The organism is Microbacterium sp. 10L49, assembly GCF_056395125.1.
In genome coordinates, this window is sequence record NZ_JBFTIW010000003.1 from 1,048,836 (window position 1) to 1,073,812 (window position 24,977).

18 protein-coding genes are annotated in these 24,977 nt (G+C 69.0%); 14 read left to right on the forward strand and 4 right to left on the reverse strand.

Features of this window, described 5'->3' with window-relative positions; genetic code table 11:
- The first annotated feature begins 38 nt into the window (after positions 1 to 38).
- Positions 39 to 1,700, forward strand: a complete 1,662-nt coding sequence (locus tag AC1DCT_RS12675; RefSeq protein WP_477429569.1) for a beta-N-acetylhexosaminidase — start codon at positions 39 to 41, stop codon at positions 1,698 to 1,700.
- Positions 1,701 to 1,866: 166 nt separating this feature from the next.
- Here AC1DCT_RS12675 and AC1DCT_RS12680 read toward each other — a convergent pair whose 3' ends face one another.
- Complete coding sequence (locus AC1DCT_RS12680; protein ID WP_477429571.1) at positions 1,867 to 3,054, reverse strand: RICIN domain-containing protein; 1,188 nt, start codon at positions 3,052 to 3,054, stop codon at positions 1,867 to 1,869.
- A 325-nt stretch (positions 3,055 to 3,379) separates the two neighbouring features.
- Here AC1DCT_RS12680 and AC1DCT_RS12685 point away from each other — a divergent pair, with 325 nt between their 5' ends.
- The 6 genes from AC1DCT_RS12685 (at position 3,380) to AC1DCT_RS12710 (ending at position 11,687) form a co-directional block, all read left to right on the forward strand.
- The gene (locus AC1DCT_RS12685; protein ID WP_477429572.1) at positions 3,380 to 4,024 is read left to right on the forward strand and encodes an MBL fold metallo-hydrolase; all 645 of its coding nucleotides are present in this window, start codon (positions 3,380 to 3,382) and stop codon (positions 4,022 to 4,024) included.
- 208 nt (positions 4,025 to 4,232) lie between these two features.
- On the forward strand, positions 4,233 to 5,492 hold the full coding sequence (locus AC1DCT_RS12690; protein WP_440733021.1) for an MFS transporter: 1,260 nt from the start codon (positions 4,233 to 4,235) through the stop codon (positions 5,490 to 5,492).
- 97 nt (positions 5,493 to 5,589) lie between these two features.
- Positions 5,590 to 6,282, forward strand: coding sequence for a GTP pyrophosphokinase (locus AC1DCT_RS12695; protein ID WP_477429574.1), 693 nt, complete (start codon positions 5,590 to 5,592; stop codon positions 6,280 to 6,282).
- Between the two features lie 406 nt (positions 6,283 to 6,688).
- A complete protein-coding gene (locus AC1DCT_RS12700) occupies positions 6,689 to 9,064 on the forward strand; it encodes a SpaA isopeptide-forming pilin-related protein (RefSeq protein WP_477429576.1) in 2,376 nt (791 codons plus the stop codon).
- Positions 9,065 to 9,148: 84 nt separating this feature from the next.
- Positions 9,149 to 10,555, forward strand: a complete 1,407-nt coding sequence (locus AC1DCT_RS12705) for a SpaH/EbpB family LPXTG-anchored major pilin (RefSeq protein WP_477229782.1) — start codon at positions 9,149 to 9,151, stop codon at positions 10,553 to 10,555.
- 169 nt (positions 10,556 to 10,724) lie between these two features.
- Positions 10,725 to 11,687: a class C sortase gene (locus AC1DCT_RS12710; RefSeq protein WP_441977413.1), complete on the forward strand. Its 963-nt coding sequence runs from the start codon at positions 10,725 to 10,727 to the stop codon at positions 11,685 to 11,687.
- Here AC1DCT_RS12710 and AC1DCT_RS12715 read toward each other — a convergent pair.
- A complete protein-coding gene (locus AC1DCT_RS12715; RefSeq protein ID WP_441977412.1) occupies positions 11,656 to 12,870 on the reverse strand; it encodes an amidohydrolase in 1,215 nt (404 codons plus the stop codon). The genes AC1DCT_RS12710 and AC1DCT_RS12715 overlap by 32 nt on opposite strands.
- Before the next feature lie 43 nt (positions 12,871 to 12,913).
- Entirely contained in the window at positions 12,914 to 13,561 is a 648-nt protein-coding gene (locus tag AC1DCT_RS12720) for a TetR/AcrR family transcriptional regulator (RefSeq protein WP_441977411.1), read from the reverse strand.
- 143 nt (positions 13,562 to 13,704) lie between these two features.
- On the opposite strand from AC1DCT_RS12720, the gene AC1DCT_RS12725 reads away from it, so the two are divergent.
- From AC1DCT_RS12725 to AC1DCT_RS12755, 7 genes are all read left to right on the forward strand, one after another.
- Positions 13,705 to 15,378 carry an ABC transporter substrate-binding protein gene (locus AC1DCT_RS12725; protein WP_477429578.1) on the forward strand — a complete coding sequence of 558 codons (1,674 nt, stop codon included), beginning with the start codon at positions 13,705 to 13,707 and terminating at the stop codon, positions 15,376 to 15,378.
- A 154-nt stretch (positions 15,379 to 15,532) separates the two neighbouring features.
- The gene (locus AC1DCT_RS12730) at positions 15,533 to 16,357 is read left to right on the forward strand and encodes an ABC transporter ATP-binding protein (RefSeq protein ID WP_441977409.1); all 825 of its coding nucleotides are present in this window, start codon (positions 15,533 to 15,535) and stop codon (positions 16,355 to 16,357) included.
- On the forward strand, positions 16,354 to 17,166 hold the full coding sequence (locus AC1DCT_RS12735; protein WP_441977408.1) for an ABC transporter ATP-binding protein: 813 nt from the start codon (positions 16,354 to 16,356) through the stop codon (positions 17,164 to 17,166). The genes AC1DCT_RS12730 and AC1DCT_RS12735 overlap by 4 nt, the downstream gene beginning before the upstream one ends.
- Positions 17,167 to 17,270: 104 nt before the next feature.
- The gene (locus AC1DCT_RS12740; RefSeq protein WP_477230349.1) at positions 17,271 to 18,266 is read left to right on the forward strand and encodes an ABC transporter permease; all 996 of its coding nucleotides are present in this window, start codon (positions 17,271 to 17,273) and stop codon (positions 18,264 to 18,266) included.
- A gap of 2 nt (positions 18,267 to 18,268) precedes the next feature.
- Positions 18,269 to 19,351: an ABC transporter permease gene (locus tag AC1DCT_RS12745; protein ID WP_441977407.1), complete on the forward strand. Its 1,083-nt coding sequence runs from the start codon at positions 18,269 to 18,271 to the stop codon at positions 19,349 to 19,351.
- On the forward strand, positions 19,348 to 21,600 hold the full coding sequence (locus AC1DCT_RS12750) for an exo-beta-d-1,3/1,6-glucosidase (RefSeq protein ID WP_477429580.1): 2,253 nt from the start codon (positions 19,348 to 19,350) through the stop codon (positions 21,598 to 21,600). Before AC1DCT_RS12745 ends, AC1DCT_RS12750 begins: the two co-directional genes overlap by 4 nt.
- 76 nt (positions 21,601 to 21,676) lie before the next feature.
- A complete protein-coding gene (locus AC1DCT_RS12755; protein ID WP_477429582.1) occupies positions 21,677 to 22,948 on the forward strand; it encodes an MFS transporter in 1,272 nt (423 codons plus the stop codon).
- Between the two features lie 194 nt (positions 22,949 to 23,142).
- On the opposite strand, the gene AC1DCT_RS12760 is transcribed toward AC1DCT_RS12755, so the two are convergent.
- Positions 23,143 to 24,804 carry a glycoside hydrolase family 13 protein gene (locus tag AC1DCT_RS12760; RefSeq protein WP_477429584.1) on the reverse strand — a complete coding sequence of 554 codons (1,662 nt, stop codon included), beginning with the start codon at positions 24,802 to 24,804 and terminating at the stop codon, positions 23,143 to 23,145.
- Positions 24,805 to 24,977 lie beyond the last annotated feature (173 nt).

Genomic DNA, 24,977 nt, shown 5'->3' on the forward strand with positions numbered 1-24,977 from the left:
ATACCGCCGAGCGCCGCCATCACTGCTTTAGGAACCCGATGATCTCTCTCTTGCCCTTGCCTCAGTCGGTATCGTTCTCCGACGGGTTGTTCGTGCTCCGTGCCGGGATGGCTGTCGAGGCATGTACGGAGTTGGAGCGCGTCGCGACCTGGCTCACGACCGCTGTGGGGCGAGCGGGCGTGCCTTTGACCCCTGTGAGCGCCGGAGAGGAATCCCGGGCGAATCGGGCTGTCGGTGTTCGCTTGACAGTCGCGGAAGATCTTCCGGCCGAGGCCTACCGGCTCGATGTCGATGCGAACGGCATCGGCATTTCTGGAGGTGACGAGGCAGGGGTCTTCTACGGCGCTCAGGCCTTGCTGCAGCTGCTGCCGGAACGCGTCTTTCGCTCGGCTGCTGTCGCTGATGTGGAATCGATGTCGGTCCCTTTCTCGCAGATCCGCGACGAACCGCGTTTCGGCTGGAGGGGTGTGCTCCTCGATGTCGCTCGACACTTCATGCCGAAGCATGATCTTCTTCGCTTCATCGACCTGATGGCGATGCATCGACTCAACCTGCTCCATCTCCATCTCACCGACGATCAGGGATGGCGGGTAGAGATCGTCTCGCGTCCGGGGTTGACCGAGATCGGCGGTTGGAGGGCTGAATCGCAGGTCGGACCGCCGCCGCACTCGCCGGTGAACGGACGCCCGCACGGCGGCTTCTACACCCAGGACGACATCCGTGAGATCGTGGCCTACGCTCGGCAGCGCTTCATCGAGATCGTGCCCGAGATCGATATCCCGGGGCACTCCCGTGCAGCCATCGCCGCATATCCTGAGTTGGGCATAGGTGTGGACGACGATGCATCGGCAACGCCAGCGCCCGCCGTCGCGACCACGTGGGGCGTTCATCCTGAGGTGCTGAACCTCGAGGACTCCACCGTGCAGTTCTTCCGTGACGTCTTCACGGAGATCATGGATCTGTTCCCGAGTGCCTATATCGGGCTCGGCGGCGACGAGTGCCCGACCGACCTGTGGCGCGAGGACGCGCGAACCCAGGAACTCATGCGGGCTCGCGGCATCGCGTCGGAAGACGGAGCCCGGGAGTGGTTCGTCGAGCAGATCGCGGAGCACATCATCGCCCGCGGACGTCGGCCCTATGGGTGGGATGAGCTGCTGGAGGGAACCCCGCCTCCTGGGACGGTCGTCGCCTCCTGGAGGGGCATGAGAGGCGCGCTTGCCGGCGTGCGACGAGGCTATGACGTGGTCGCCTGCCCCGACGACAAGGCGTATCTCGACTATCGCCAGTCTGACGATCCTGACGAGCCGATTCCCTTCGGAGCGCTGCTGTCGTTGCGCGACACCTATTCGTTCGAGCCGATCCCGGCGGATGCCACGCCCGAGGAAGCCCGACGGGTCCTCGGCGGACAGGCGAACCTCTGGACCGAGCACATGGATTCCCCGCGCACGGTCGACTACTACGCCTACCCCCGGTTGTGCGCGATCGCGGAGGTGCTGTGGAGTCGGCGACGCGCGACCTTCGAGGCGTTCTCCGCTCGGTTGGATGATCATCTGCGCAGGCTTGACGCGCTGGGAGTCGAGTATCGGCGTCCGACGGGGCCGCTGCCCTGGCAAAGACGTCCCGAGGTCGAAGGTCAGCCCCTGACGGCCGAACAGCATGCCGAGCATGTGGCCGCGTTGGTGTCAGGAATCGCCGTTTGACTCCACGGGGTCCAGGTCGCTCACCGCGAGCTATCAGGCGGGTCCGCGAAGGTCCGACAGACGGCTGTGACCGAACGCCCCGCGGAGGGTCGCCCCGATTGTGACGAGGAGACCCTCCGTGGTGACGTCGTGGTGTTGCACTCTCCGGCGCCCGTTGCGACGGATGTCACCCGGTCGTGGTGAAGCTCCAGGTAGCACCCGGCCCGCTCTGCTGTACGAGTCCGGATCCCGCAGACGTCCCCCTCGGGCCGACCGCGAGGCCGCTCCACTGGTTGAGCAATTGGTATCCCGCGGTCGCGGCACGGAGCGTCCACTTCTGGTTGGCACCGCCGGTGCAATCCCACTGGATGATCGCGCTGCCTGCCGTGGTCGACGACGCAGCATCGTCGAGGCACAGGCCCGAGTGCTGATTCACCAGCGCGTAGCTGCCGTCGCTGTTGGCGTGGGCCGTCCACAGTTGGTTGGCACCGCCGTTGACGGTCCAGACGGCGATCTGCGTGCCGGTCGTCGTGGACCATGCGGGGTCGTCGATCACCTGGTTCGTGGACGTGTCGCGGATCTGGTAGGTCGATCCGTCGGACAGAGGGGCGGGAGAGGACGTGGCTCCCCACCCGCGCGTGATCTCCACGCCCGTCCCGACCAACTGAGCCTGATAGTTCGCCTGTCCGAGGCAAGCCCCGTACTCGTAGGGGCTGCTCACTTGCCCGCTCAGCCCGCCGCCTGCGGTGGATGTCGGCCCGCCGAAGGTCACGTGCACCGGGGGCAGCTCGCTGCAGGACGCCGGGGCGTCGTAGTACTCGACGAATCCGGCCTGGCCGCCGACCAGGTCGCCACTCCCCGACGGCAGCCGGTAGCTGCCGATGTGGGTGCTTCTCCCCGTCGCCGTGTCGGTGGCGGTTCCGCTCCAAGTGTCAGCGGCGATCCGCTTCACCGTGAGCGCATACCGGTGGCCATATGCGCCATCGAAGTCGACGCCGCAACTGACGCCCGCGCCCCCGTCGGCCCCGTCGGTGCAGTTCGCGTCCGTGCTGGTCGTGCCGCTGATGAAGCTCGAGAAGACGCCGTGGAGTCTGGGTGCGCCGTTGAGCGGAGCACGGGGCTGGAGTCCGGTATAGCCGACGTCCGCGGCCTTCGCGAAGCCGAATTGCTGGGCGAAGTAGGTGCCTGCCTGCTGCACCGTGTCGCTTCCGATCGTCTCGTAGAACGTCACGTCGGGAAGCCCTGTCGAGGGCGCCCCCGGAATCGACCACGTGACGCTGACATTGCCTCCGAACGTCTGAGCCGACGCGGAAGCGGCGAACCCCGTGATGACCAGGGCGGCCATCGCCACACCGCCGGCGACCGAGCGTGCCAAAGCCCGCCACCCGGTGTGACTGGGCCAGCGGGATCGTTGTGGACGGGACAACCTCCGGGCTTGTTCATCATGCATTGCAGAACCCCCTCGAATATCGCTAAATCGGAGCGGGCCGTGCCTCGGAGCGGGAATCACGGGGGCGCGGCCTGCGTTTACATCGGAGATGCTAAAGGGCATTATGAAATATCGGGTTCACTGTGAGCAAGCGATAGATGAACTCGGTTGAAGAACGACCGTCGCGCCTCGAGACCGGCGTGAAGAGGCGGTCGACTCAGCGGTTCGCACTCACGGAGTGGGGCCGTTCATCGTGACGAAGGAGCAGGACATGACGACGATCTCTACCTGGCGGCATTCGGCGGTCTCGCTGGAGAAGGGGGGAAGCAGGCTCGTGATCGACCCGGGCGTCTACAGCGACCTGCAGGCGTTGCGGAACGCCTCCGCCGTGCTGATCACCCACGATCACCAGGACCACGTTGATGCCGCCGCGGTGGTGGACAGCGGGGCGCCGGTGTGGACGACGGGAGCCGTTGCGGCGATGTTGCGGAAGGCGGGCGCTGACGGCAGCCGCCTACATGTCGTCGCGCCGGGAGAGCACTTCTCGGCGGCCGGATTCGACGTCGTCGCCTTGGGGGGCGCTCACGCCGTGATCCACCCGGACCTCCCGGACGAGGAGAACCTCGCCTTCCTCATCGACGGGACGCTTCTGCATCCGGGTGACTCTCTCACGCCCGCACCGACCGACAGCCGAGTCCGAGTGCTCTTCCTGCCGATCGCCGCGCCGTGGCTGAATCTCGAGTCCGCCGTCGAGTACGCCCGCGCCGTCAACCCCGAGGTCGTCGTGCCGATCCATGACGGCACGCTCAGCGAGGCTGGCGCTCAGCTGACCAACTGGATCACGGAGCAACTTCTGCCGGGGATCGAATACCGCCGGCTCGACAGTGGGGCGGGCTTCGACGTCGTGCCGGACTGAGGTGCGCACGCTGACATCGCCTTCTTGTTTCCGGATGATGTCGGTGCGAAGAGCATTCGTAGATGAGTTTTACTTCTGAAGGCACATTGTGTAATCCCTGAGAAACAGTCGATTCCTAGCGTGAAGCATGCACGGAGCAATACCTAGGCTCCGTGTAAATCGCGCTCCCGATGGTGTGGGCATCCGCTTATACCCGAAGGAGTACGAAATGGACGCACTGACTCGAGTGCGCAGCATCCCCTTGTTCGCCGTCGCGGCGCTCGCCCTGGGCGGTTTCGCGATCGGCGCCAGCGAGTTCACGGGGATGGGACTCGTTTCGAATCTCGCCCAGGCTCTCCTGCCGACTCTCTATGAGAGCGAACCTGCGCGCGCGTTGGCGGCTACGGCGTGGGTGACGACGGCGTACGCCACCGGCGTCGTGGTCGGCGCGCCGGCGATCGCCTCACTCACTGCACGGCTCCCCGTGCGGCGCGTGCTCATCGCGCTGCTCGCGATGTTCGTGCTGGGAAGCGTGCTGTCTGCGACGTCGACGACATTGCCGATGCTCGTCGGTGCGAGGTTCCTGGCCGGCCTGCCCCATGGGGCGTACTTCGGTCTCGCCGTTCTCGCCGCGAGACGGCTCCTGGGTGAGGCTCGCCGCGGGCTCGGCGCCGCAGCCGTCATCGGCGGCCTCACCATCTCGAACATCGTCGGGATCCCTGTCGTGACCGGCCTCGGCCAGCGTTTCGGGTGGGCCAGCGCCTACATCGTGATCTCGGGGCTGTTCGCGGTGGCGCTCGCGCTCGTCTTCGTCTTCGTGCCTGCGCTGCCGGCCGACCCTCGGGCGACCGTGCGCAGCGAGATCCGTGCGCTGCGTCGGCCGCAGGTGTGGCTCGCGCTGGGCATGGGAGCCGTGGGCTTCGGAGGGCTTTTCGCGGTCTACTCGTTCATCAGCCCGCTATCGCGTGAGATCACAGGACTGGCGCCGAACCTGCTCCCGTTCTTGCTCGCCACCGTGGGCGTCGGCATGACGACGGGCAACTTCGCCGGGGGCTGGGCCGCAGACCGCAGTGTGCGGCGCACTAGCTACGCGGCGCTCGGGCTGCTTTCGGTCGGTCTGATCTGTCTGGCGCTCACCGCGCGCTGGCCCGTCGGGCTCTTCGCGAGTGCCTTCCTCATCGGAGCGGGCGCGGCCGCTCTCGGGCCGACGATACAGACGCGCCTGATGGATGTGGCCCACGAGGGGCAGACGTTGGTCGCAGCGCTGAACCATTCCGCCTTCAACGTCGCCAACGGCCTCGGCGCCGCCCTCGGCGGAATCGTCATCGCGTCGGGGATGGGTCTGCTCGCCCCCACCTGGGTAGGAATCGTCCTCACGGCCGGCGGGGCTGTGCTGGCCGCCACCTCGTTCAGCATCGATCGCAGCCATCGTCGTCGCGGGCGCGTGCTGCCCTACGGAACGGGCAGGATCTCGACGATCCCCGCGTGAAATGTCGAACACGGACCTCTCGAAGCGGCTGCTTCGAGAGGTCCGCTCAGAACGAACACACAGGAGATCCGAACACCTGTTGCGTAGCGTCGCAGGCATGAGCACGGTCCCCCTCGATGACGACGCGCTGAACCAGACCCTGTCCGAGGCGCGAGAGCTGCGAGACGAGTTCCAGCGCTTCCTGCACGAGTACGAGTTCGGGATGCGCGAGATCGAGACGAAGATCTCGATCCTGCGCGACGAGTTCACCCACCATCACTCCTACAACCCGATCGAGCACGTGAAGAGCCGGGTGAAGTCGCCCGACAGCATCGTCGAGAAGGTGGCCCGACGGGGGATCGAGCCCGACTTCGACACGATCCGCGAGCGCATCACCGACATTGCGGGCGTGCGCGTGACCTGCAGCTTCGTCGCCGACGTGTACCGCCTGTTCGATCTGCTCACCGCGCAGGACGACATCACCGTGCGCATCGTGAAGGACTACATCGCGACGCCGAAGGCCAACGGCTACCGCAGTCTGCATGCGATCCTCGAGGTGCCGGTGTTCCTCTCCTCCGGCCCGATCATGGTGCCCGTCGAGGTGCAGTTCCGCACGATCGCGATGGACTTCTGGGCGAGCCTGGAGCACAAGATCCACTACAAGTTCCAGGGCCAGGTGCCCGCCCGCCTCGTCGACGACCTCACCGCGGCGGCCGACGCCGCGAGCGAGCTCGACGAGCGCATGGAGCGGCTGCACCATGAGGCGCACGCCCCTCTCGCCGCGCTCCCGCCGGTGCGCGTCGACGTCTGAGATGTCCGGCAGGAGAACCCCCGGTCGCGGCTGAAATCGATTGCCCGCTCACTCAGGCAGGCGCCTGGCATGCCGGTGCGAAGCGCCGCGTCAGGCCACGGCTGCGTCAGCGGGCGTTGCGACGTGCCATCCAGGGGCGATTTTGTGAATCCCCCGAACGTGTCGTAGCGTTTCGAGAAGATTCACCGTTCACGCGCAGTCATATATCCAACCCTGGGGTCGGATGCGGGCGTGGAGGGTGTCGAAGGTCGTCAGGGGATTGGCGGCCGTAGGGGACTCACGGGAAATGGGTTCCCGACAGCGGGCCAGGGGATGGTCCGATGGGGAGGAGAGAGCCGAGCGATCGGCTCTCGTGAAGGACGATCCGCGGGGAGCGGACGGCCTTCTTCTGTGGCTGGGGAGCACAATGAAGCTTGGGGACCACTTTGCGCGCGCCGTCGTGGCGCTGGGGGCGAGCATCGCGCTGGCATTCGTCGCAACGCCCGCCGCGCAGGCCGCACCCGCCTCGCTCTCGCTGAGCGGCTCGCCGGCGACGAACTCGGTGCACTCTGCCGCGCTGGGCCCGCTGGCGGCGCGCACCGCACCGGCGACCAGCGCTGGCCTGGTCTGCGCGACCGGAACCTTCTACGCGCTGTCGGGCACCGGCCAACTGCAGCGCGTCGCGAACGGCGCCGTCACGTCAGTCGGCACGCCGGCCGTCGGGGTCTCGTCGTTCAACGGTCTCGGCATCGGCGCGAACGGCTCCACCGCGGTCGCGTACGAGCGCACCAACAACAACCGCACCGCGACCATCTGGTACTTCGACGGATCCACGTGGAAGCCCACGGGGGACAGCTACACCACGTCCGCATCGCTCATCGCGGGTGCGATCGACCTGAAGACGGGTGACTACTTCTTCGGCGGATTCGCGTCCGGCAGCTTCTACATCTACAAGTACGTGCTGAGCACCGGCGCCTTCTCGCTCGTCGGCACGATCGACACCTCGGCCGCGGGCGGCACCAACGGCGACATGGCCTTCGACGCGAACGGCAACCTGTACGTGGTCGGCAGCGCGTCCACGACGACCGTCTACTCCGTCACCGCCGCCGCGCTCGCCACGGGCACCGGCGGGCAGCTCGCGTCGTCGCCGTCGTTCTCCTTCACACCGGCCGGGTTCTCCAGCATCAACGGCATGGCGTTCAACACGACCGGGTCGATGTACCTCGGCAACGCCTCGACCGTCCGTGAGTACAACGCGTCGACTGGCGCCCAGATCGGCGGCGACGTCACCAACAGCCTCTCCAGCACGGATCTGGCGAGCTGCAATTCGCCCGCGAACCTCACGGTCAAGAAGAATGTCGTCGCCCGCGCCCACGTCGGCGACCAGTTCCGCCTGTCCGTCAAGAGCGGTACGACCGAGTCCGCGACCGCGACGACGACCGGCGCCGCCACCGGGATCCAGACCGCGCAGATCGGCCCGCTGCCGGTGATCCAGAACAACGCCTACACGGTGTCCGAGGCGATCGCCGCCGGATCGCCCGGCACGCTCTCCGACTACGCGAGCTCGCTCGCCTGCGTCGACGACCTCGGTGCGACCGTGCCGACCAACGCCGCCGGCCAGCTCACGATCCCGAACCGCTCGGGCGCCAGCGTCGTCTGCACCATCACGAACGCGCCGCTGCTGGCGACCGTTGCGGTGCACAAGACCGTGCTCGACATCGCCGGCAACAACCCGGGGCCGGGTGCCGGCTGGACCCTCGGCGCGGCGACCACCGCGACCACCGGGACCGCCACCTCGACGCCGTCCGCGTCCACGCAGACGACCCCGGCTTCGGGCGATGTGAACTGGACCGTCGCGTTCGACAAGACGACCTCGCGGGCGACCGTGCGGGTCTCCGAGACGCAGAAGAGCGGATGGGACTTCGTCAGCGGCAGCTGCACGGTCACCTCGCTCGGCGGCGCGCAGCGCTCCGTGACTCTGCCCGGCGCCGCCGGTGCGGACGTCACCGGCGTGGCTCCCGGTGACGCGGTCGCCTGCACCCTCACGAACAAGCCCTCCGCGGCGAACCTGACCCTCAAGAAGCAGGTCGACAACACCTACGGCGGCACGTCCACGATCTCCGATTGGACGCTCACCGCGACGGGCACGCAGACGATCACCGGCAAGACCGGCGACGCGAGCGTGACGGGCGCGATCGTGGCCCCCGGGACCTACGCGCTCTCCGAGAGCGGCAGCCCCGCGGGCTACGCCGCGGGTGCGTGGATCTGCACCGGCGCGACCGTGAGCGGGTCCTCCGTCATCATCGCGGCGAACGCGAAGGCGGTCTGCACGATCACCAATGCGAGCAAGCCCGGATCCGTCGTCTGGACAAAGACGTCCAAGGCGACCGGCGGCCAGCTCGCCGGATCCGAGTGGACGCTCACCGGCCCCGGCCTGCCCGCCCAGGGACTCGTCGTCAAGGACTGCACCGCAGCTCCCTGCACCGGCCCCGACCTCGACCCGGCACCCGGCGCCTTCCGCCTCGGCAAGCTCGTCTGGGGGACCTACTCGGCGAAGGAGACGCTGGCTCCCGCCGGCTACATCGCGGCCGGATCGTTCACCTTCACGGTGAGCGCGGCCAACGCCGGCACGACGCTCGACATCGGCGCCCAGCCGAACGAGCAGCAGCCCGGCGCGGTGCTCCCGCTGACCGGCGGCATCGGAAGCGACGCATTCCTCCTCGCGGGCGGCGCGATCGTGTTCGCCGCACTCGCGCTCCTCGGATTCCTCCGCCTGCGCCGCACCGCGCGCCGCACCTCCTGACCCCTCACCCACCTCAACCGACAGCACGACAACTGTCGGCCGACGGGTGTCGGTCGACGAACCACAAAGAAAGCAGGAACGGAAATGACCAGCAGGTCTCTCGGGCTGCGCAAGCTTGCAGCCGGGCTCGGAGTCGCGGCTCTCGCCGCCCTCGGCGCCCTCGCGGTGTCGCCGGCCGCCAACGCCGCCGACACCCTGAGCCCGTCGAACATCACGGGCACCACGGGCACCCTCACCATCCACAAGCACGCCGGTGACCCCGGCGCCGCGGGTGACGGCACCCAGATCACCGACCCGGCGAAGATCGCCGCGCTCGGTCAGGGTCTGCAGGGCGTTCAGTTCAGCGTCCAGCGCGTGAGCGCGAACGGCACCCCGATCGACCTCACCACCGCTGCCGGCTGGGACCAGGCGAAGACCGCGACGCCCGCGAACGTGTCGTCGGCGCCGTTCTCGCTCGGCACCGGCACCACCGCGACCACCGATGCCTCCGGCCAGGCCGTGGTGTCGAACCTGCCGTACGGCCTGTACCTGGTGACGGAGACCAGCCCCGGCGCGAACCCCATCGTCTCGCCGGTGCAGCCGTTCCTGGTGTCCGTGCCGTACCCGAACCAGGGCACCTGGCTCTACAACGTGCACGTCTACCCGAAGAACAAGCTGAACAACACGCAGCCGACCAAGACCGTCGCCGACCCGAAGGCGCCGGTGCTGGGCTCGCAGATCGTGTGGACGGTCAACGCCCCGATCCCCGCCCTGGCCGCCGGTGACACCTACCGCAGCTTCTCGATCACCGACACCCTCGACCCGCGCCTGACCTACGTCGGCGCCGTGGTCAAGGTCGACGGCACCACCCTCACCGAGGGCACGGACTACACCGTCTCCGGCAACACCGTGATCACGTTCACCGCGACCGGCCTCGGCAAGCTCGTAGGCAAGACCGCGGTGACCGCGGACATCACCACGACGGTGACCTCGCTCGGTGCCGACGGCCAGATCCTGAACACGGCCGTCGTCAACACCAACGGCTCCGACCGCACCACCAACACGCCGCAGACCAACTGGGGTCCGCTGAAGGTCGTCAAGCAGGACGGCAACACGAAGAACACGCTGCAGGGCGCGATCTTCGAGGTCTACGACGCCAAGAACGGCACCAAGGTCGCCGGTCCCGTCACCACCGACGCCAACGGCCAGATCCTGGTCGACGGTCTGTGGGTCGGAAACAACGACGTGAAGAGCAAGGACTACTGGCTCAAGGAGGTCCAGGCCCCGGCCGGCTACGTGCTCCCCGCCGACCCGTGGACCCAGGTCACCGTGACCGCCAACGGTCAGGCCAGCCCGACCAGCATCACCATCTCCAACACCCAGCAGTTCGGCCCGAACCTGCCGCTGACCGGTGGTGCGGGCAGCACGCTGTTCGCCGTCATCGGCGGCCTGCTCGTCGTGGCCGGCATCAGCGCGATCCTGGTGCGCCGCGTGCGCGCCCGTCGCCACTGATGATCCGACGTCCGTGAGCGATCCCGTCGAGGATCGCTGACGGACCCGAGGAGGGCAGGGGGCCCCAGAACCCCTGCCCTCCTCTTCTCTTTCCCGCCCTGCCCGGCGCCTGCCGGCATCCGGAGCCGGGATCCCTTCACCCCGCACATCCAGACCGAGAGGAGCCGTCGTGACACAGACCGTGCCGCTGCGCCGTCGCGACGTGAGGCCCGCACCCCGCCCGCGATGGCGGATGCCCTGGGCGACGGCCATCCTTGCGGCTGTCGCCTTCGTCGGCGTCCTCGTGCTGATGTACCCGACGGTGGCGAGCTGGTGGTCGCAGTACAACCAGTCGCAGTTGATCGTGAAGGTCGACTCCGAGGTCGGAGGATCCGCAGCCGATGCGCGACAGCAGGCGCTCGATCAGGCGACGGCGTACAACAGGGCACTGGTCGGCGGGGCGCTCCTCGCACCGGGATCCCGCATCCCCACGAGCACCGCGGCTGCGCCCGGTTTCGACTACTCCCGCATGCTCAGGGCGGATGCGGATGGAGTCATGGCCCGGCTGCGCATCCCCACGATCGGCGTGGACCTGCCGATCTATCACGGCACCTCCGACACCACCCTCACCAAGGGTGTCGGACACCTCGAGGGCACGTCCCTCCCCATCGGCGGCGTCGACCAGCATTCGGTGCTCACGGCCCACCGCGGTCTCGCCGGTGCGACCCTGTTCGACAACCTCGACCAGCTGAAGATCGGCGACACGTTCACCGTCGAGGTGTTCGGCGAGGTGCTGACCTATCGGGTGCGCGACACCAAGGTCGTTCTGCCCGAGGAGACGAAGGCGCTGAGTGCGCAGCCGGGGGAGGACCTCGTCACCCTCGTGACCTGCACCCCGCTCGGCATCAACACGCACCGGATCCTGGTCACGGGCGAGCGCGTGACGCCGACTCCGCAGAAGGACCTGGACGCCGCCGGTGCGGCGCCGGACATCCCGGGCTTCCCCTGGTGGACGGTCGTGATCGGTGCGGCGTTCCTCGTGCTGGCCGGCGTCGTCACGGCCGCAGGGCGCCCCCGTCGTGAGGCTCCGCGCGAGGCGGACGCCCCCGTCGTGCCGCCCGTCAGCCTAGGAACTCGCGCGCCGCGACGGTGAGGGCCTTGACGCCGACCTCGATCGTGGGGTGGATCTCCACGGCGAAGTACGGGGAGTGGTTCGTGGCGATCTCGCTGTCGACGGTGCCCTGCGCGACGGCCGCGGCGTAGCGGGCCGGAGCGATGCCGCCCCAGAACCAGAACACCAGCGGCACGCCGGCGTCCCGGGCGAACCACGACACGTCCTCGCTGCCGGTGAAGAGGCCGGGATCGATCACGTTCTCCTCGCCGAACGCGGCGCGGAAGGCCGCGGTCGCGCGCTCGGTCGCCGCGTCGTCGTTGATCGTGGCGGGCAGCGTATGCAGCGTCTCGATCGTCGGATCCTGCGTCGCCCCGCTCGCCATCGCCTCGGCCTTGATCACGCGCTCGACCTTGGCCAGCACCCTGGTGCGCAGCGCGTCGTCGGGGTAGCGCAGGCTGAGGTCGAGCGTGGCCTCGGCGGGGATGATGTTGTTCTTGGTGCCGGCGTGGATGGCGCCCACCGTGACCACGGCGAGGTCGTGCGGGTCCACCTCGCGCGAGACCACGGTCTGCAGGCGCATCACGGTGGCGGCGGCCATGACGACGGGGTCGATCGTGGAATGCGGACGCGAGCCGTGTCCGCCGCGGCCGTGCAGCACCACGTGCAGGCCGTCGGACGCCGACATCTGGGGTCCTGGGCGCACGCCGATCACGCCGGCCGGGAACGGGGTCACGTGCTGGCCGATGACGACATCGGGCCGCGGGAAGCGGTCCAGGGCGCCGTCGTCGAGCATCGCGCGAGCTCCGGCGCCGAACTCCTCCGCGGGCTGGATCACGACGACCAGGGTGCCCGACCACTCGTCCCTGGTGCGGACGAGCTCCTCCACCGCGCCGATCATCGCGGTCACGTGCATGTCGTGGCCGCACGCGTGCATGATGCCGACCTCGTGGCCCTCGGCGTCGACGCCCTTGGCGGTGCTGGCGTAGGGCAGCCCCGACTCCTCGACGACGGGCAGCGCATCCATGTCGGCGCGCGCCCACACGACAGGGCCCTCGCCGTTGCGGAGCACTCCGATGACGCCGGTGCGCCCGACGCCCTCGGTGACCTCCAGCCCCAGGTCGCGCAGGTGCCCGGCGGCGATGCCGGCGGTGCGCACCTCCTGGAACGAGAGCTCGGGGTTGCGGTGCAGGTCGATGAAGAGCGCTTCGAGGTCGATCGTCATGGCCCCGAGCCTACGCGGATCCCGGTGCCGACCGGATCCGCGATCAGCGTCCCGCGTAGGTCTCCAGCGCGGGCCCGGGGTGCAGCACGCCGTTCACGATCGCCCGGATCGCGAAGGAGCTGGTCTCGGCGAGCCCGACGGCGGAGGGATCCAGCAGCCATTGCAGCTGCAGGCCGTCCATGACCGCGAGGATCGACGCCGAGGCCTTGCCGATCGCGGCGGTGTCCGTCACGCCCTCCTGCGTGCACAGCTCGCGGAACGCCGCGGACACCTCGGTGCGGAGCTTCTCGTAGCGGTGCTCGAAGAAGCCGCGCGCGGGATGGCCGTCCGTCACCGACTCGTTGGACAGCACGGTGTAGGTCTGCACGATGCCCGGACGGTGCTCGTTCGCGAACGCCGTCTTCACCAGGTGCAGGAACAGCTCGGGGCCGTCGGGGATGTGCTGATCGGCGAGCTGGGCGACATCGCTCTTGTCCCGGTAGTCGAGCACTTCGAGCAGGAGCTTCTGCTTCGACCCGAAATGGTGCAGCACCCCGGCGTGCGTCATGCCGACCTGCTCGGCGATGTCGGCGAGGGTGCCGTTGGTGGATCCTTTCGCGCCGAAGATCTCGATCGCCGCGTCCAGGATCTCGGTGCGCTTGCGCTCGGTCTCGGGCCGCGATTTCACGCGCGCCGACGTCGTCGTGACCATTTCGTCCCCTTCGCCGCTTGTCATCCAGCTTACTCGTCGGTAACCTCACTTCTACTTACTTTCTCGCTAGTAAGTAAAGTTCCCCGGAAGCGAGACCCCGCACCAGGTGGGCGCACGATGGCCGTGCCCCAGAAGGAGAAGCAATGAGGCTCACCAAGACCCTGCTCGTCGTCTCGGCGATCGCGGCCCTCAGCGCCGTCGCGCTGACCGGCTGCTCGTCGGGCTCCACCGCCGGCGCGTCCGGCGGCGGCTCGCTCACCGTCGCCAAGCCGGACGGCGCCGCGATCCTGTCGACCCAGACCAACAACCCGTTCATCTCCACCGGCTCGGGGATGTCGCTCGGATACGACCGGATGATCTACGAGCCCCTCGCGATCGTGAACCCCGTCGGCAAGAACGAGACGACGCCGTGGCTGGCCTCCAAAGTGGAGTGGAACGCCGACTACACCCAGCTCACCGTCACTCCGCGCGCCGACGTGAAGTGGAGCGACGGCAAGCCGTTCACCGCCGACGACATCGTCTTCACGTACACGATGATCAAGAACACGCCGGCCCTCGACCTGGCCGGCCTCAAGCTCGCCGACGTCAAGAAGGACGGCGGGAACGTGGTGCTCTCCTTCAGCGAGTCGAAGTTCGTGAAGCAGGGCGACGTGCTGCAGGTCGCCATCGTCCCCGAGCACCAGTGGAAGGGGATCTCCGACCCGTCGAAGGACCCGGTCAAGGACGCGGTCGGCACCGGCCCGTACACGATCAAGAGCTTCTCCTCGCAGGGCGTGGTGCTGAAGGCGCGCACCGATTACTGGGGCGGCAAGGTGCCGGTCGGCCAGCTCAAGTACCTCGAGTACAACGACAACACGGGACTCCTGCGCGCGCTGCAGAGCAAGGAGGCCGACTGGGCGCAGATCTTCATCACCGACTATCAGAAGAACTACGTCGACAAGGATCCGAAGCACAACGTGTTCTGGGGCGCGAACGTGCTGAGCCCCGACATGGTCCTGGTCAACACCACGAAGGCGCCGTTCAACGACGTGGCCTTCCGCAAGGCCGTGAACATGGTCGTCGACCGCAAGGCGCACGCAGAAAAGGCGCGCAGCAACGCCGGCCCCGAGCTCACCAGCGTCACCGGCATCCCGCAGCCCACGGGCGACCAGTACATCGCGCCCGAGTACAAGGACAAGACCTTCTCGATCGACGTCGACGGCGCCAAGAAGGTGCTCACCGACGCGGGCTACACCTGGAAGGACGGCGCGCTGATCGATCCCTCCGGCAACCCCGTCTCGTTCACGCTGCAGGATCCGCAGGGCTGGAACGACTACGTCACCGGGATCCAGCTCGTGGCGACGCAGATCAAGAGCACGCTGGGCGCGGACGCCAAGGTGGCTACGCCGGACGCCGACACCTGGTTCACGAACATGGCGACCGGGAACTTCGACGCGGCGCTGCACTGGTCGGGCTCCGGCTCCAACCCGTGGCACATCTATGACGACGTCATGAACGGGGCGTACCTGGAGCAGGCCGCCGACGGCAAGGTCTCGGACAACTTCGGCCGCTACAACAACCCGGAGGCGACCGCGCTGCTCAAGCAGTACGCGCAGGCCTCCGACGACGCCACCCGCACCGAAGCGCTCAACAAGATCCAGAAGATCTTCGTCGAGGACGTCCCCGCCATCCCGATCGGCACGCACCCGCAGCTGGGCGAGTACAACACCCGCACCTTCACGGGCTGGCCGAGCGAGAAGGACCAGTACGCCACCGCCGACCCGACGCAGCCCTCCGCCGTCCAGGTCATCATGAAGCTGAAGCCGGCCGGCAAGTAGCACTGATCGGTCGTTGAGCGACACTTCGACTCGCTGCGCTCGCTCAGTGCGGGTCTCCGCGAGACGAAACGTCGTGACGTTCTTCGAGAACGGCACCGCGTTTCGTCTCGCCTGCGGCTCGCTCAACGACCGGCGTCCCCACACGAGGAACCTCATGACAGACACCCTTCTCTCCGTGCGCGACTTCTCGGTCGTGTACGACGTGGATCCGCCCGTCCGAGCGGTGAAGAACGTCACGATCGACATCCGCCGCGGTGAGATCGTCGGTCTCGCCGGCGAGAGCGGCAGTGGCAAGACCACGCTCGCGTACGGCGTGCAGCGGCTGCTCAAGCCGCCGGCTGTGATCACCGGCGGCAGCGTGGTCTTCCACGACGCCGACGGCACGGACGTCGACCTGCACGCCCTCGACACCGAGCAGATGCGCCGGTTCCGCTGGGACAAGGTGTCGATGGTGTTCCAGGGCGCGATGAACGCCCTGAACCCCGTGGCGACGATCGGCGCGCAGCTCGACGACGTGTTCCGTGTGCACCGCCCAGGCATGAGCCGCGCGCAGCGTCGTGCGGAGGTGATCGACCTGCTCGAGATCGTGAAGGTCGGCGGCCAGCGGATCCGGTCCTACCCGCACGAGCTGTCCGGAGGCATGCGTCAGCGCGTGATGATCGCGATGGCGCTCGCCTTGCGGCCGCAGCTCATGGTCATGGACGAGCCCACCACCGCGCTCGACGTGCTGGTGCAGCGCGAGATCCTGAAGCAGATCTCCCAGCTGCGCCACGAGTTCGGCTTCTCGGTCGTTTTCATCACCCACGACCTGCCGCTGCTGCTGGAGATCAGCGACCGCATCGCGGTGATGCGCGAGGGCGAGATCGTCGAGCTCGCCGACGCCGAGCGGCTGTGGACGGATCCGCAGCACGAGTACACGCGCGATCTGCTGCGCTCGTTCCCGCGCCTGACCGGCGAGCGGGGGGTGGTGGTGCGATGACCACGCTCGAGTTCCGCGGCGTCACGAAGATCTACAACGTCCGCGGTTCCGGCCAGTTGAAGGCCCTGGACGACGTCAGCTTCACCCTGAACTCCCGCCAGACGATCGGACTGGTCGGCCAGTCCGGCAGCGGCAAGTCCACGATCGCCAAGATCCTCACCCAGCTCGAGACCCCCACGCACGGAGACGTGCTGCTCGACGGGGCGCCGATCCCGCGGCGGGGCAAGGGCCTGCGCACCTACCGGCAGCAGCTGCGCATGGTGTTCCAGGATCCGTTCGCCTCGCTGAACCCGTACCACTCGATCCGCCATCACGTGGAGCGCCCGCTGCGCCTGGACCGCGTCGTCCCGCGCGACCAGGTCGACGCCGAGGTGCGCCGCCTGCTCGAGCGGGTGCGGCTGGATCCGGACGCCGTGATGGAGCGGCGCCCGCACGAGCTCTCCGGCGGTCAGCGCCAGCGCGTCGCCATCGCTCGGGCGCTCGCCTCGCGGCCCGCGCTGCTCGTCGCCGACGAGCCGGTGTCGATGCTGGACGTGTCGATCCGCCTCGGAGTGCTCAACCTTCTCGCCGATCTGCAGCGCGAGGAGGGGCTCGGCGTGCTCTACATCACCCACGACCTGGCGACCGCGCGCCACTTCAGCGACGAGATCATGGTGCTCAACCAGGGCAGGGTCGTGGAGCGCGGGCCCGCGGACGACGTCATCCTGCGCCCTCGCGACCCGTACACGCGGGAGCTGCGCGCCGCGTCGCCCGATCCGGAGGAGTTCTTCCGCCGCCGGGCGGCACAGACCACGGGAGGTGCGCGATGAGCGCCGACACGTCCGCACCCGCGACCCAGGCGTCGCCCGCCGCACCCGAGCCGGTGGATCCGACGCTCGTCGGCACCACCGCGACCCGGGCCGAGCGAGGCCGCATGCGCGTGCCCTGGCGCTTCATCGGCGGCAGGGCGGCCTTCTACCTGTTCACGGCCTGGGCCGCGATCACCATCAACTTCTTCATCCCGCGACTGATGAAGGGGGATGCGGTGGACGCCTACATGGCGCGCAGCCAGGGCCAGCTCACCCCCGACGCCGAGAAGGCACTGCGCCTCATGTTCGGCCTGGACCACTCGGTGCCGCTGTGGCAGCAGTACCTCGACTACTGGGGCATGCTGCTGCGCGGCGACCTCGGCGTCTCCATCTCGACAGGCATGGCCCCGGTCGGGGACGCGATCGCGGCCGCGCTGCCCTGGACCCTGGGGCTGGTCGGATTCGCCACGATCGTCTCCTTCCTGGTCGGCACCGTGCTGGGCGCCGTGATCGGATGGCGGCGCGGCGGCCGGCTGGACGTGCTCGTGCCGGTGACGACGTTCCTCGGCACGATCCCCTACTTCTGGCTCGGCCTGATCTTCATCGCCGCGTTCTCGTCGGTGCTGGGCTGGTTCCCCGCCGGGCACGCCTACGAGGTCGGCGTGGATCCGGGCTGGAACGCCGAGTTCGTCGGGCAGGTGCTCTCGCACGCCGCGCTACCGGTGATCACGATCGTGATCGCCTCGCTCGGCGGCTGGGTGCTCGGGATGCGCAACATGATGCTCACCGTGCTGGACGAGGACTACATCACCGTCGCCCAGGCCAAGGGCATGCCGAACCGACGCGTGCTCTGGCGCTACGCGGCGCGCAACGCGGTGCTGCCGCAGATCCAGAGCTTCGCCCTGTCGCTCGGCTTCATCGTCGGCGGCACAATCGTCATGGAGATGGTGTTCTCCTATCCCGGCATCGGGTTGCTGCTGCTCGGCGCGACCAACGCGAAGGACTACGCGCTCATGCAGGGCATCTTCCTGGTGCTCGTGATGGCAGTGCTCGTCGCGAACATCATCGCCGACATCGCCTACGCCATCCTCGACCCGCGCACCCGGCAGACGGAGGCCTGATCATGTCGATTCCCGTTCCCCCCGAGGTCGCGCAGCCGGCCGCCGGCGCGCCCGAGACCGCGGCTCTGCTCACCGCCGAGCGGCGTCCCGCGCCCCGGCGCACCTTCTGGACCCAGCTCAAGGCGTCGCTGGCGATGTTCGGCAACCGCAAGTCCGCCGCGGGCCTGATCATCCTCGGCGTGTTCACGCTCGTGGCGGTCTTCGCGCCGTGGATCGCGCCGTACAGCCCGACCGCGCAGCACCTCGACGCGACGCTGCAGCCGCCGTCCTGGCAGCACCTGCTCGGCACGACGCACATCGGCGAGGACGTGTTCAGCCAGCTCGTCTACGGCACGCGCGGCGTGCTCGTGGTCGGCTTCCTCGCGACGATCATGGCGACCGTGGTGGCGATCCTGGTCGGCGTGACCGCCGGCTATCTGCGCGGCTGGAAGAGCGAGTCGCTGTCCGCGCTGTCGAACGTGTTCCTCGTGCTCCCGGGGTTGCCGCTGATGATCATCATCGCCTCGCAATTCCAGGATCCGCCGCTGTGGATCATCGCCGCGGTGCTGGGACTGACCGGCTGGGCGTGGGGAGCGCGGGTGCTGCGGGCGCAGACGATGTCACTGCGCAACCGAGACTTCATCCAGGCGGCGCGCGCGAACGGCGAGCCGCTGCACCGGATCATCCTGGTCGAGATGCTGCCGAACCTCATGGCGATCATCGCGTCGAGCTTCGTCGGCACCATGACCGCCGCGGTGCTCGGCCTCACGACCCTCGCCTTCATCGGCGTCATCCCGGTATCGAACCTGAACTGGGGGACCATCTTGTTCTGGGCCCAGCAGAACAGCGCCTTCCCCGACTACTGGTGGTGGTACGTGCCGGCGGGCCTCTGCATCGCGCTGCTCGGCGTCGCGCTCGCACTGATCAACTTCGGCATCGACGAGTATGTGAACCCGCGGCTGCGTTCCGCCGGAGAGCGGGCCCGCGCCCTGAAGAAGCGCGGCATCGATGCGAACGCCGCCGTGACCGCGGTGCGCACGACCGCATCCCCGACCTCCTTCCCCGCGGCCCGAGCAGCCGCCGACCCAGAGAGCACCACCGCATGAGCGACGCCCTGCCCTTCCGCGACCCCCGACTCAGCACCGCCGCGCGTGTGGCGGATCTCCTCAGCCGGATGTCGGTGGAGGAGAAGGCGGGTCAGATGCTGCAGCTGGACGCGCGCGACGATCTGCACGATCACGTGCTGCGACGCCATGCCGGGTCGATCCTGCACACCTCGCCCGAGCGGATCCTGGAGGCGAACCGGCTGACGGCCGAGACGCGGTTGCGGATCCCCCTGCTGGTCGGGGAGGACTGCATCCACGGCCACTCGTTCTGGGAGGGCGCGACCATCTATCCGACGCAGCTGGGGATGGCCGCGACCTGGGATCCGGTCCTGGTGGAGCAGGTGGCGCGGGCGACGGCGGTGGAGGTCTCGGCGACCGGGATCCACTGGACGTTCTCCCCGGTGCTGTGCATCGCGCGGGACCTGCGCTGGGGGAGGGTGGGCGAAACGTTCGGCGAGGATCCGTTCCTGATCGGCGAGCTCGCGAGCGCGATGGTCCGCGGTTATCAGGGGGCGGGGCTTTCGGATCCGACGGCGATCCTGGCGACGGCGAAGCACTTCGCGGGGTACTCGGAGACCCAGGGCGGGCGGGATGCGTCCGAGGCGGACATCTCGCGCCGCAAGCTCCGGTCCTGGTTCCTGCCGCCGTTCGAGCGGGTCGCCAGGGAGGGGTGCCGGACGTTCATGCTCGGGTACCAGAGCATGGACGGGGTGCCGATCACCGTCAATGACTGGCTGCTGTCGGACGTGCTGCGCGGCGAGTGGGGGTACACGGGCACGCTCATCACGGACTGGGACAACGTCGGCCGGATGGTGTGGGAGCAGAAGGTGCAGCCCGACCACGCGCACGCCGCCGCGGCCGCGGTGCGCGCCGGGAATGACATGGTGATGACCACGCCGGGCTTCTACGAGGGTGCTCTCGAGGCCGTGCAGAACGGCATGCTCGCACCCGACGCCTTCGATGCCGCCGTCGCGCGGATCCTGACCCTGAAGTTCGACCTCGGACTCTTCGAGGATCCCCGCCTGCCCGCGCAGGACCTCGGCGCCGTCATCGGCGCTGCCGCGCACGCCGACCTCAACCTCGAGGTGGCCCGCCGCTCTCTCGTGCTGCTGGAGAACGACGGGGTACTGCCTCTGATCCCTGCGACCGCGGCCGCGACGGCGGATCCGGTCCGCGTCGCCGTGATCGGCCCTCTCGCCGACGACGCGCAGACGCAGCTCGGCGACTGGGCCGGCGGATCCGGCCAGGCGGGCTGGCTCGACGGCCAGCCGCGGGAGATGATCACCACCGTGCTCGACGGTCTCCGTGCCGTCGACGGCCTTGCCGTGCGGTACGCGCAGGGCGCCGATATCCTCACGCTCGCGGAGGACCCGCTCGGCGCGACCTTCCCGGACGGGCAGCCCCGACCGGCGGTGGTGGCGCCGGCCGCGCCTGATCCGGACCTCCTCGCCGAGGCGGTGCAGGCTGCGGAGGCCGCGGACGTCGTGGTGGCGGTGGTCGGGGATCGGATCGAGCTCGTCGGCGAGGGACGCTCCACCGCGACCCTGGAGCTCGTGGGCGGCCAGAACGCCCTGCTGGACGCGCTGATCGCGACGGGCACGCCCGTGGTGGTCGTGCTCCTCGCCTCCAAGCCGCTCGTGCTGCCCGCCTCGACGGCGAAAGCCGCCGCCGTGCTCTGGGCCGCGAACCCCGGCATGCGAGGCGGCACGGCGATCGCCGAGCTCATCACCGGCGCCATCGAGCCGTCCGGGCGCCTGCCGATCTCCTTCGCCCGGCACGCCGGGCAGCAGCCGACGTACTACAACCAGATCCGCGGTCAGCACGGCACGCGCTACGCCGACCTCACCCAGGCGCCTGCCTGGGCGTTCGGCGACGGGCTCTCGTTCACGACCGTGGAGTACTCCGCACTCGAGCTGATGTCGTCGACGCTCGGTGCGGACGACACGATCGTCGCCGACGTCACCGTGGCCAACACCGGATCCCGTCCGGTGCGCGAGACGGTGCAGGTGTACGTGCGCGACGTCGTCACGAGCGCGAGCTGGACCGACAAGGAGCTCAAGGCGTATCGCCAGGTGCAGCTCGCGCCGGGGGAGTCCGCCCGGGTGCGGCTGGAACTGCCGGTCGCCGACTGCACGATCGTCGACGCCGCGGGGATCCGCCGGGTCGAGCCCGGCGCCTTCGAGCTGCTGGTGGGGCCCTCGTCGCGCGACGAGACGCTGCTGGCAGCCGCGTTCGAGGTGGTGCCCTGACGGCGCATCCGACGATTCGTCCGGAATCCTCACAAAAAGGGAGCGCGGAGCGGATCCGCTCTGATTGGATGACCTGGTGCGAACGACTGCTGACGACACCGGCTTCCGGCCCGGAGCGCTGATCTGGCTCGCCGTCGCGACCTTCTCGATGGGGATCGACGGCTACGTGCTGGCGGGTCTGCTGCCTCAGATCGCGACCGATCTCGACGTGGACGCGGCCGCCGCCGGTCAGCTCATGAGCGTGTTCGCGGCGACCGGCGCGATCGCCGGGCCCGTGCTCGGCGCACTCACCGGGCGGTGGGAGCGCAAGGCGACGATCGTGCTGTCCCTCGGCGTCTTCGTGCTCGGCAACCTGATGGTGGGGCTCGCACCGACCTACTTCTGGGCGATGAGCGGCCGGGTGATCTCCGCGCTCGGCGGTGCGCTGCTGAACGCCGTGATCGGCTCCTACGTCATCGCGCGCACTCCCGAGCAGTACCGCGGCCGCGCACTCTCGCTCGTGATGGGCGGGTTCCTGTTCGCGACCGCCCTCGGCGTGCCCGTCGGGCTGGTGATCGGACAGACCGACTGGCGGATCCCGCTGTTCCTCGTGGTCGGCGTCGGGGCCGCCGCGCTCGTGGGGATCCTCATCAAGGTGCGACCGCTGCATCTGCCGCCGCTGTCGCTGCGCCAGGCGCTGAGCCCTCTTACGCGCCCGGCGATCCTGGCCGTGCTGCTGGTGCCGATGGGCCTCATGTGCGCGAGCTATCTCTGCTTCACCTACGCCACGCTCATCCTGGGTCCGCGGATCGGCGAGGGGTACCCGATCATCGGCGCGCTGTTCGGCTACGGCATCGTGAGCCTGGTCGGCAACATCGTCTCCGGGCGCGTGACCGACCGCCGGGGTCCGGTCGCCGTGCTCACCGTCATCGTCGCCACCGTACTCGCCGCCGCGCTGCTCGGCTGGGCGGGGCTCATGCTGCCCGGCATCGCCGGAGCCGTCGCCGGGCTCGTCTGGTTCCTGGTCTGCGCGTTCTTCAACGGTGGATCGGGCGTGGCGGCGCAGACCAGGCTCGCCACGATGGTGCCGCCGGCGGTCGCCGCCCTCGTGCTCGCACTCAACAACAGCGCCATGATGCTGGGCAGCGCACTGGGCAGCGCGCTCGGCGGACTCGCGCTCGCCGAGGGCGCCCTGCCGGATCAGCTCCTGCTGCTGTCGGGCATCGTGCTCGCGGTGACGCTCGGGGTGCAGCTGGTCACCGCGGCGACGCATCGGCGCCGCTCCCGCGTGCTCGTCGAGGTCGGCCCGATCGGCTCGGGGCCGGTCGGCCCCGCCGAGCCGCCGATGGGCGCGGTCGAGCCCGCCTGAGGGCGCAGGTCTGCGGCGCCGTGACCGAGGCCGGGAGCGCGCATCCGCGAGACTGCAACTGAGTCGCGAGACTGCGCGACAATCGTGCAGTCTCGCAACAGGGTTGCAGTCTCGCGGTCGGGAACGGCCCGGGGCCGGCTCCGGAGTCGGCCACAGGGGCGCGCCAGAAGGGCGGTCCGCCGCAAGGAGCGGGCTCAGCCGATCGTGTACCAGGCCGCCGCGTTCGGCGGCAGCACGGTCCCGGAGCCCGGTGCGCTGTGCACCACGACCGCGGCACCCGCGGGGAGCGGCAGGGGTGCGTCGCCGAGGTTCGCCACGACGTGCAGGTCGCCGCGCCGGAACGCGACCGCGTCGGATCCGAGGTCCTCCCACACGAGGGATCCGGATCCGAGCCCGCGCTCATTGCGCAGTCCGAGCAGCGTCTTGTACAGCTCCAGCGTGGAGCCGTCATCGCCCTCCTCGGCGGCGCGCGCGTGCTCCGCCCACTCCGCCGGCTGCGGCAGCCACGAAGCGCCGGTGTCGTTGAAGCCGTACGACGGTGCGGTGCCGCTCCACGGCAGCGGCACCCGGCAGCCGTCGCGCCCGTAGCGCTCGCCGCTCGTGCGGAACCAGGTCGGATCCTGCCGGAACTCGTCGGGGATCTCCATGGCCTCCGGCAGGCCCAGCTCCTCGCCCTGGTACAGGTAGGCGGATCCGGGCAGCGACAGCATCACCGTGCTCGCGGCGCGGGCACGGGCGAGTCCGACCGCGCGGTCGGGCTTGGGCTCGTCCCGCGGACCGATGCCGTCGCCCTGCGGGTTGTCCCATGTGAGCGCCAGGCGCGAGGCGTGGCGCACCACGTCGTGGTTGGACAGCACCCAGGTGCTCGGCGCGCCGACCGCGCCGAACGCGTCCAGGGAGTCGCGGATCACGGTGCGCAGCTCGTCGGCGTTCCACGGCGTCATCAGGTAGTTGAAGTTGAACGCCTGGTTCATCTCATCGGGGCGCACCCACAGCGCGATCTGCTCGAGCGTGGGCATCCATGCCTCGGCGCACAGGGCGCGGTCGCCGTCGTAGGCGGCGAGCACATCGTGCCAGTCGCGGTAGATCTCGTGCACGCCGGGCTGGCCCCAGTACGGCACGTCCTCCTGGTCGCCGCCCATGGAGTCGGCGCCCTCGTCGGGCGTGTAGTCGGGCAGCCCCGCCTTCTTGATCATGCCGTGCGCGACATCCACCCGGAAGCCGTCGACACCGCGGTCGAGCCAGAACCGCAGCACGCCGCGGAACTCCTCGCGCACCTCCTCGTTCGTCCAGTCGAAGTCGGGCTGGCTGGTGTCGAAGATGTGCAGGTACCACTGGCCGGGGGTGCCGTCGGCCTCGGTCACGCGGGTCCACATGCCGCCGCCGAACACGCTCTGCCAGTTGTTGGGCGGCAGCTCGCCGTGCTCGCCCTTGCCGTCGCGGAAGATGTAGCGGGCGCGCTCGGGGCTGCCCGGGGCGGCCTTCAGCGCCTCCTGGAACCAGCGGTGCTGGTCGGACGAGTGGTTCGGCACGAGGTCGACGATCACGCGGATGCTGCGGGCGTGCGCTGCGGCGAGCATCGCGTCGAAGTCCTCGAGCGTGCCGAACAGCGGATCCACTCCGCGGTAGTCCGAGACGTCGTAGCCCGCATCTTTCTGCGGACTCGGCATGAACGGGCTCAGCCAGATCGCGTCGACGCCGAGCTCCTGCAGCGCATCCAGCCGGGAGGTGATACCGGGCAGATCGCCGATGCCGTCGCCGTTCGCGTCGGCGAAGGAGCGCGGGTAGATCTGATAGATGACGGCGGTGCGCCACCACTCGGATCCGGGGGCGGACTGCTGCTCGATCTCGGCCATGCGATCAGGGTACCGGGAGGGCGGCGGATCCCGGAAACGCGCGGATCGAATCGGTTCGAGCGCCCCGGCCCCGCCGCGCCGGAGAGCTACCGCGGTCGAGTCGGTGTCTCGTATTCAGGTTGGATTTCGCAAATCCGCGGAATTCGGATCCGAGAACAGCCGATTCGGTGCAT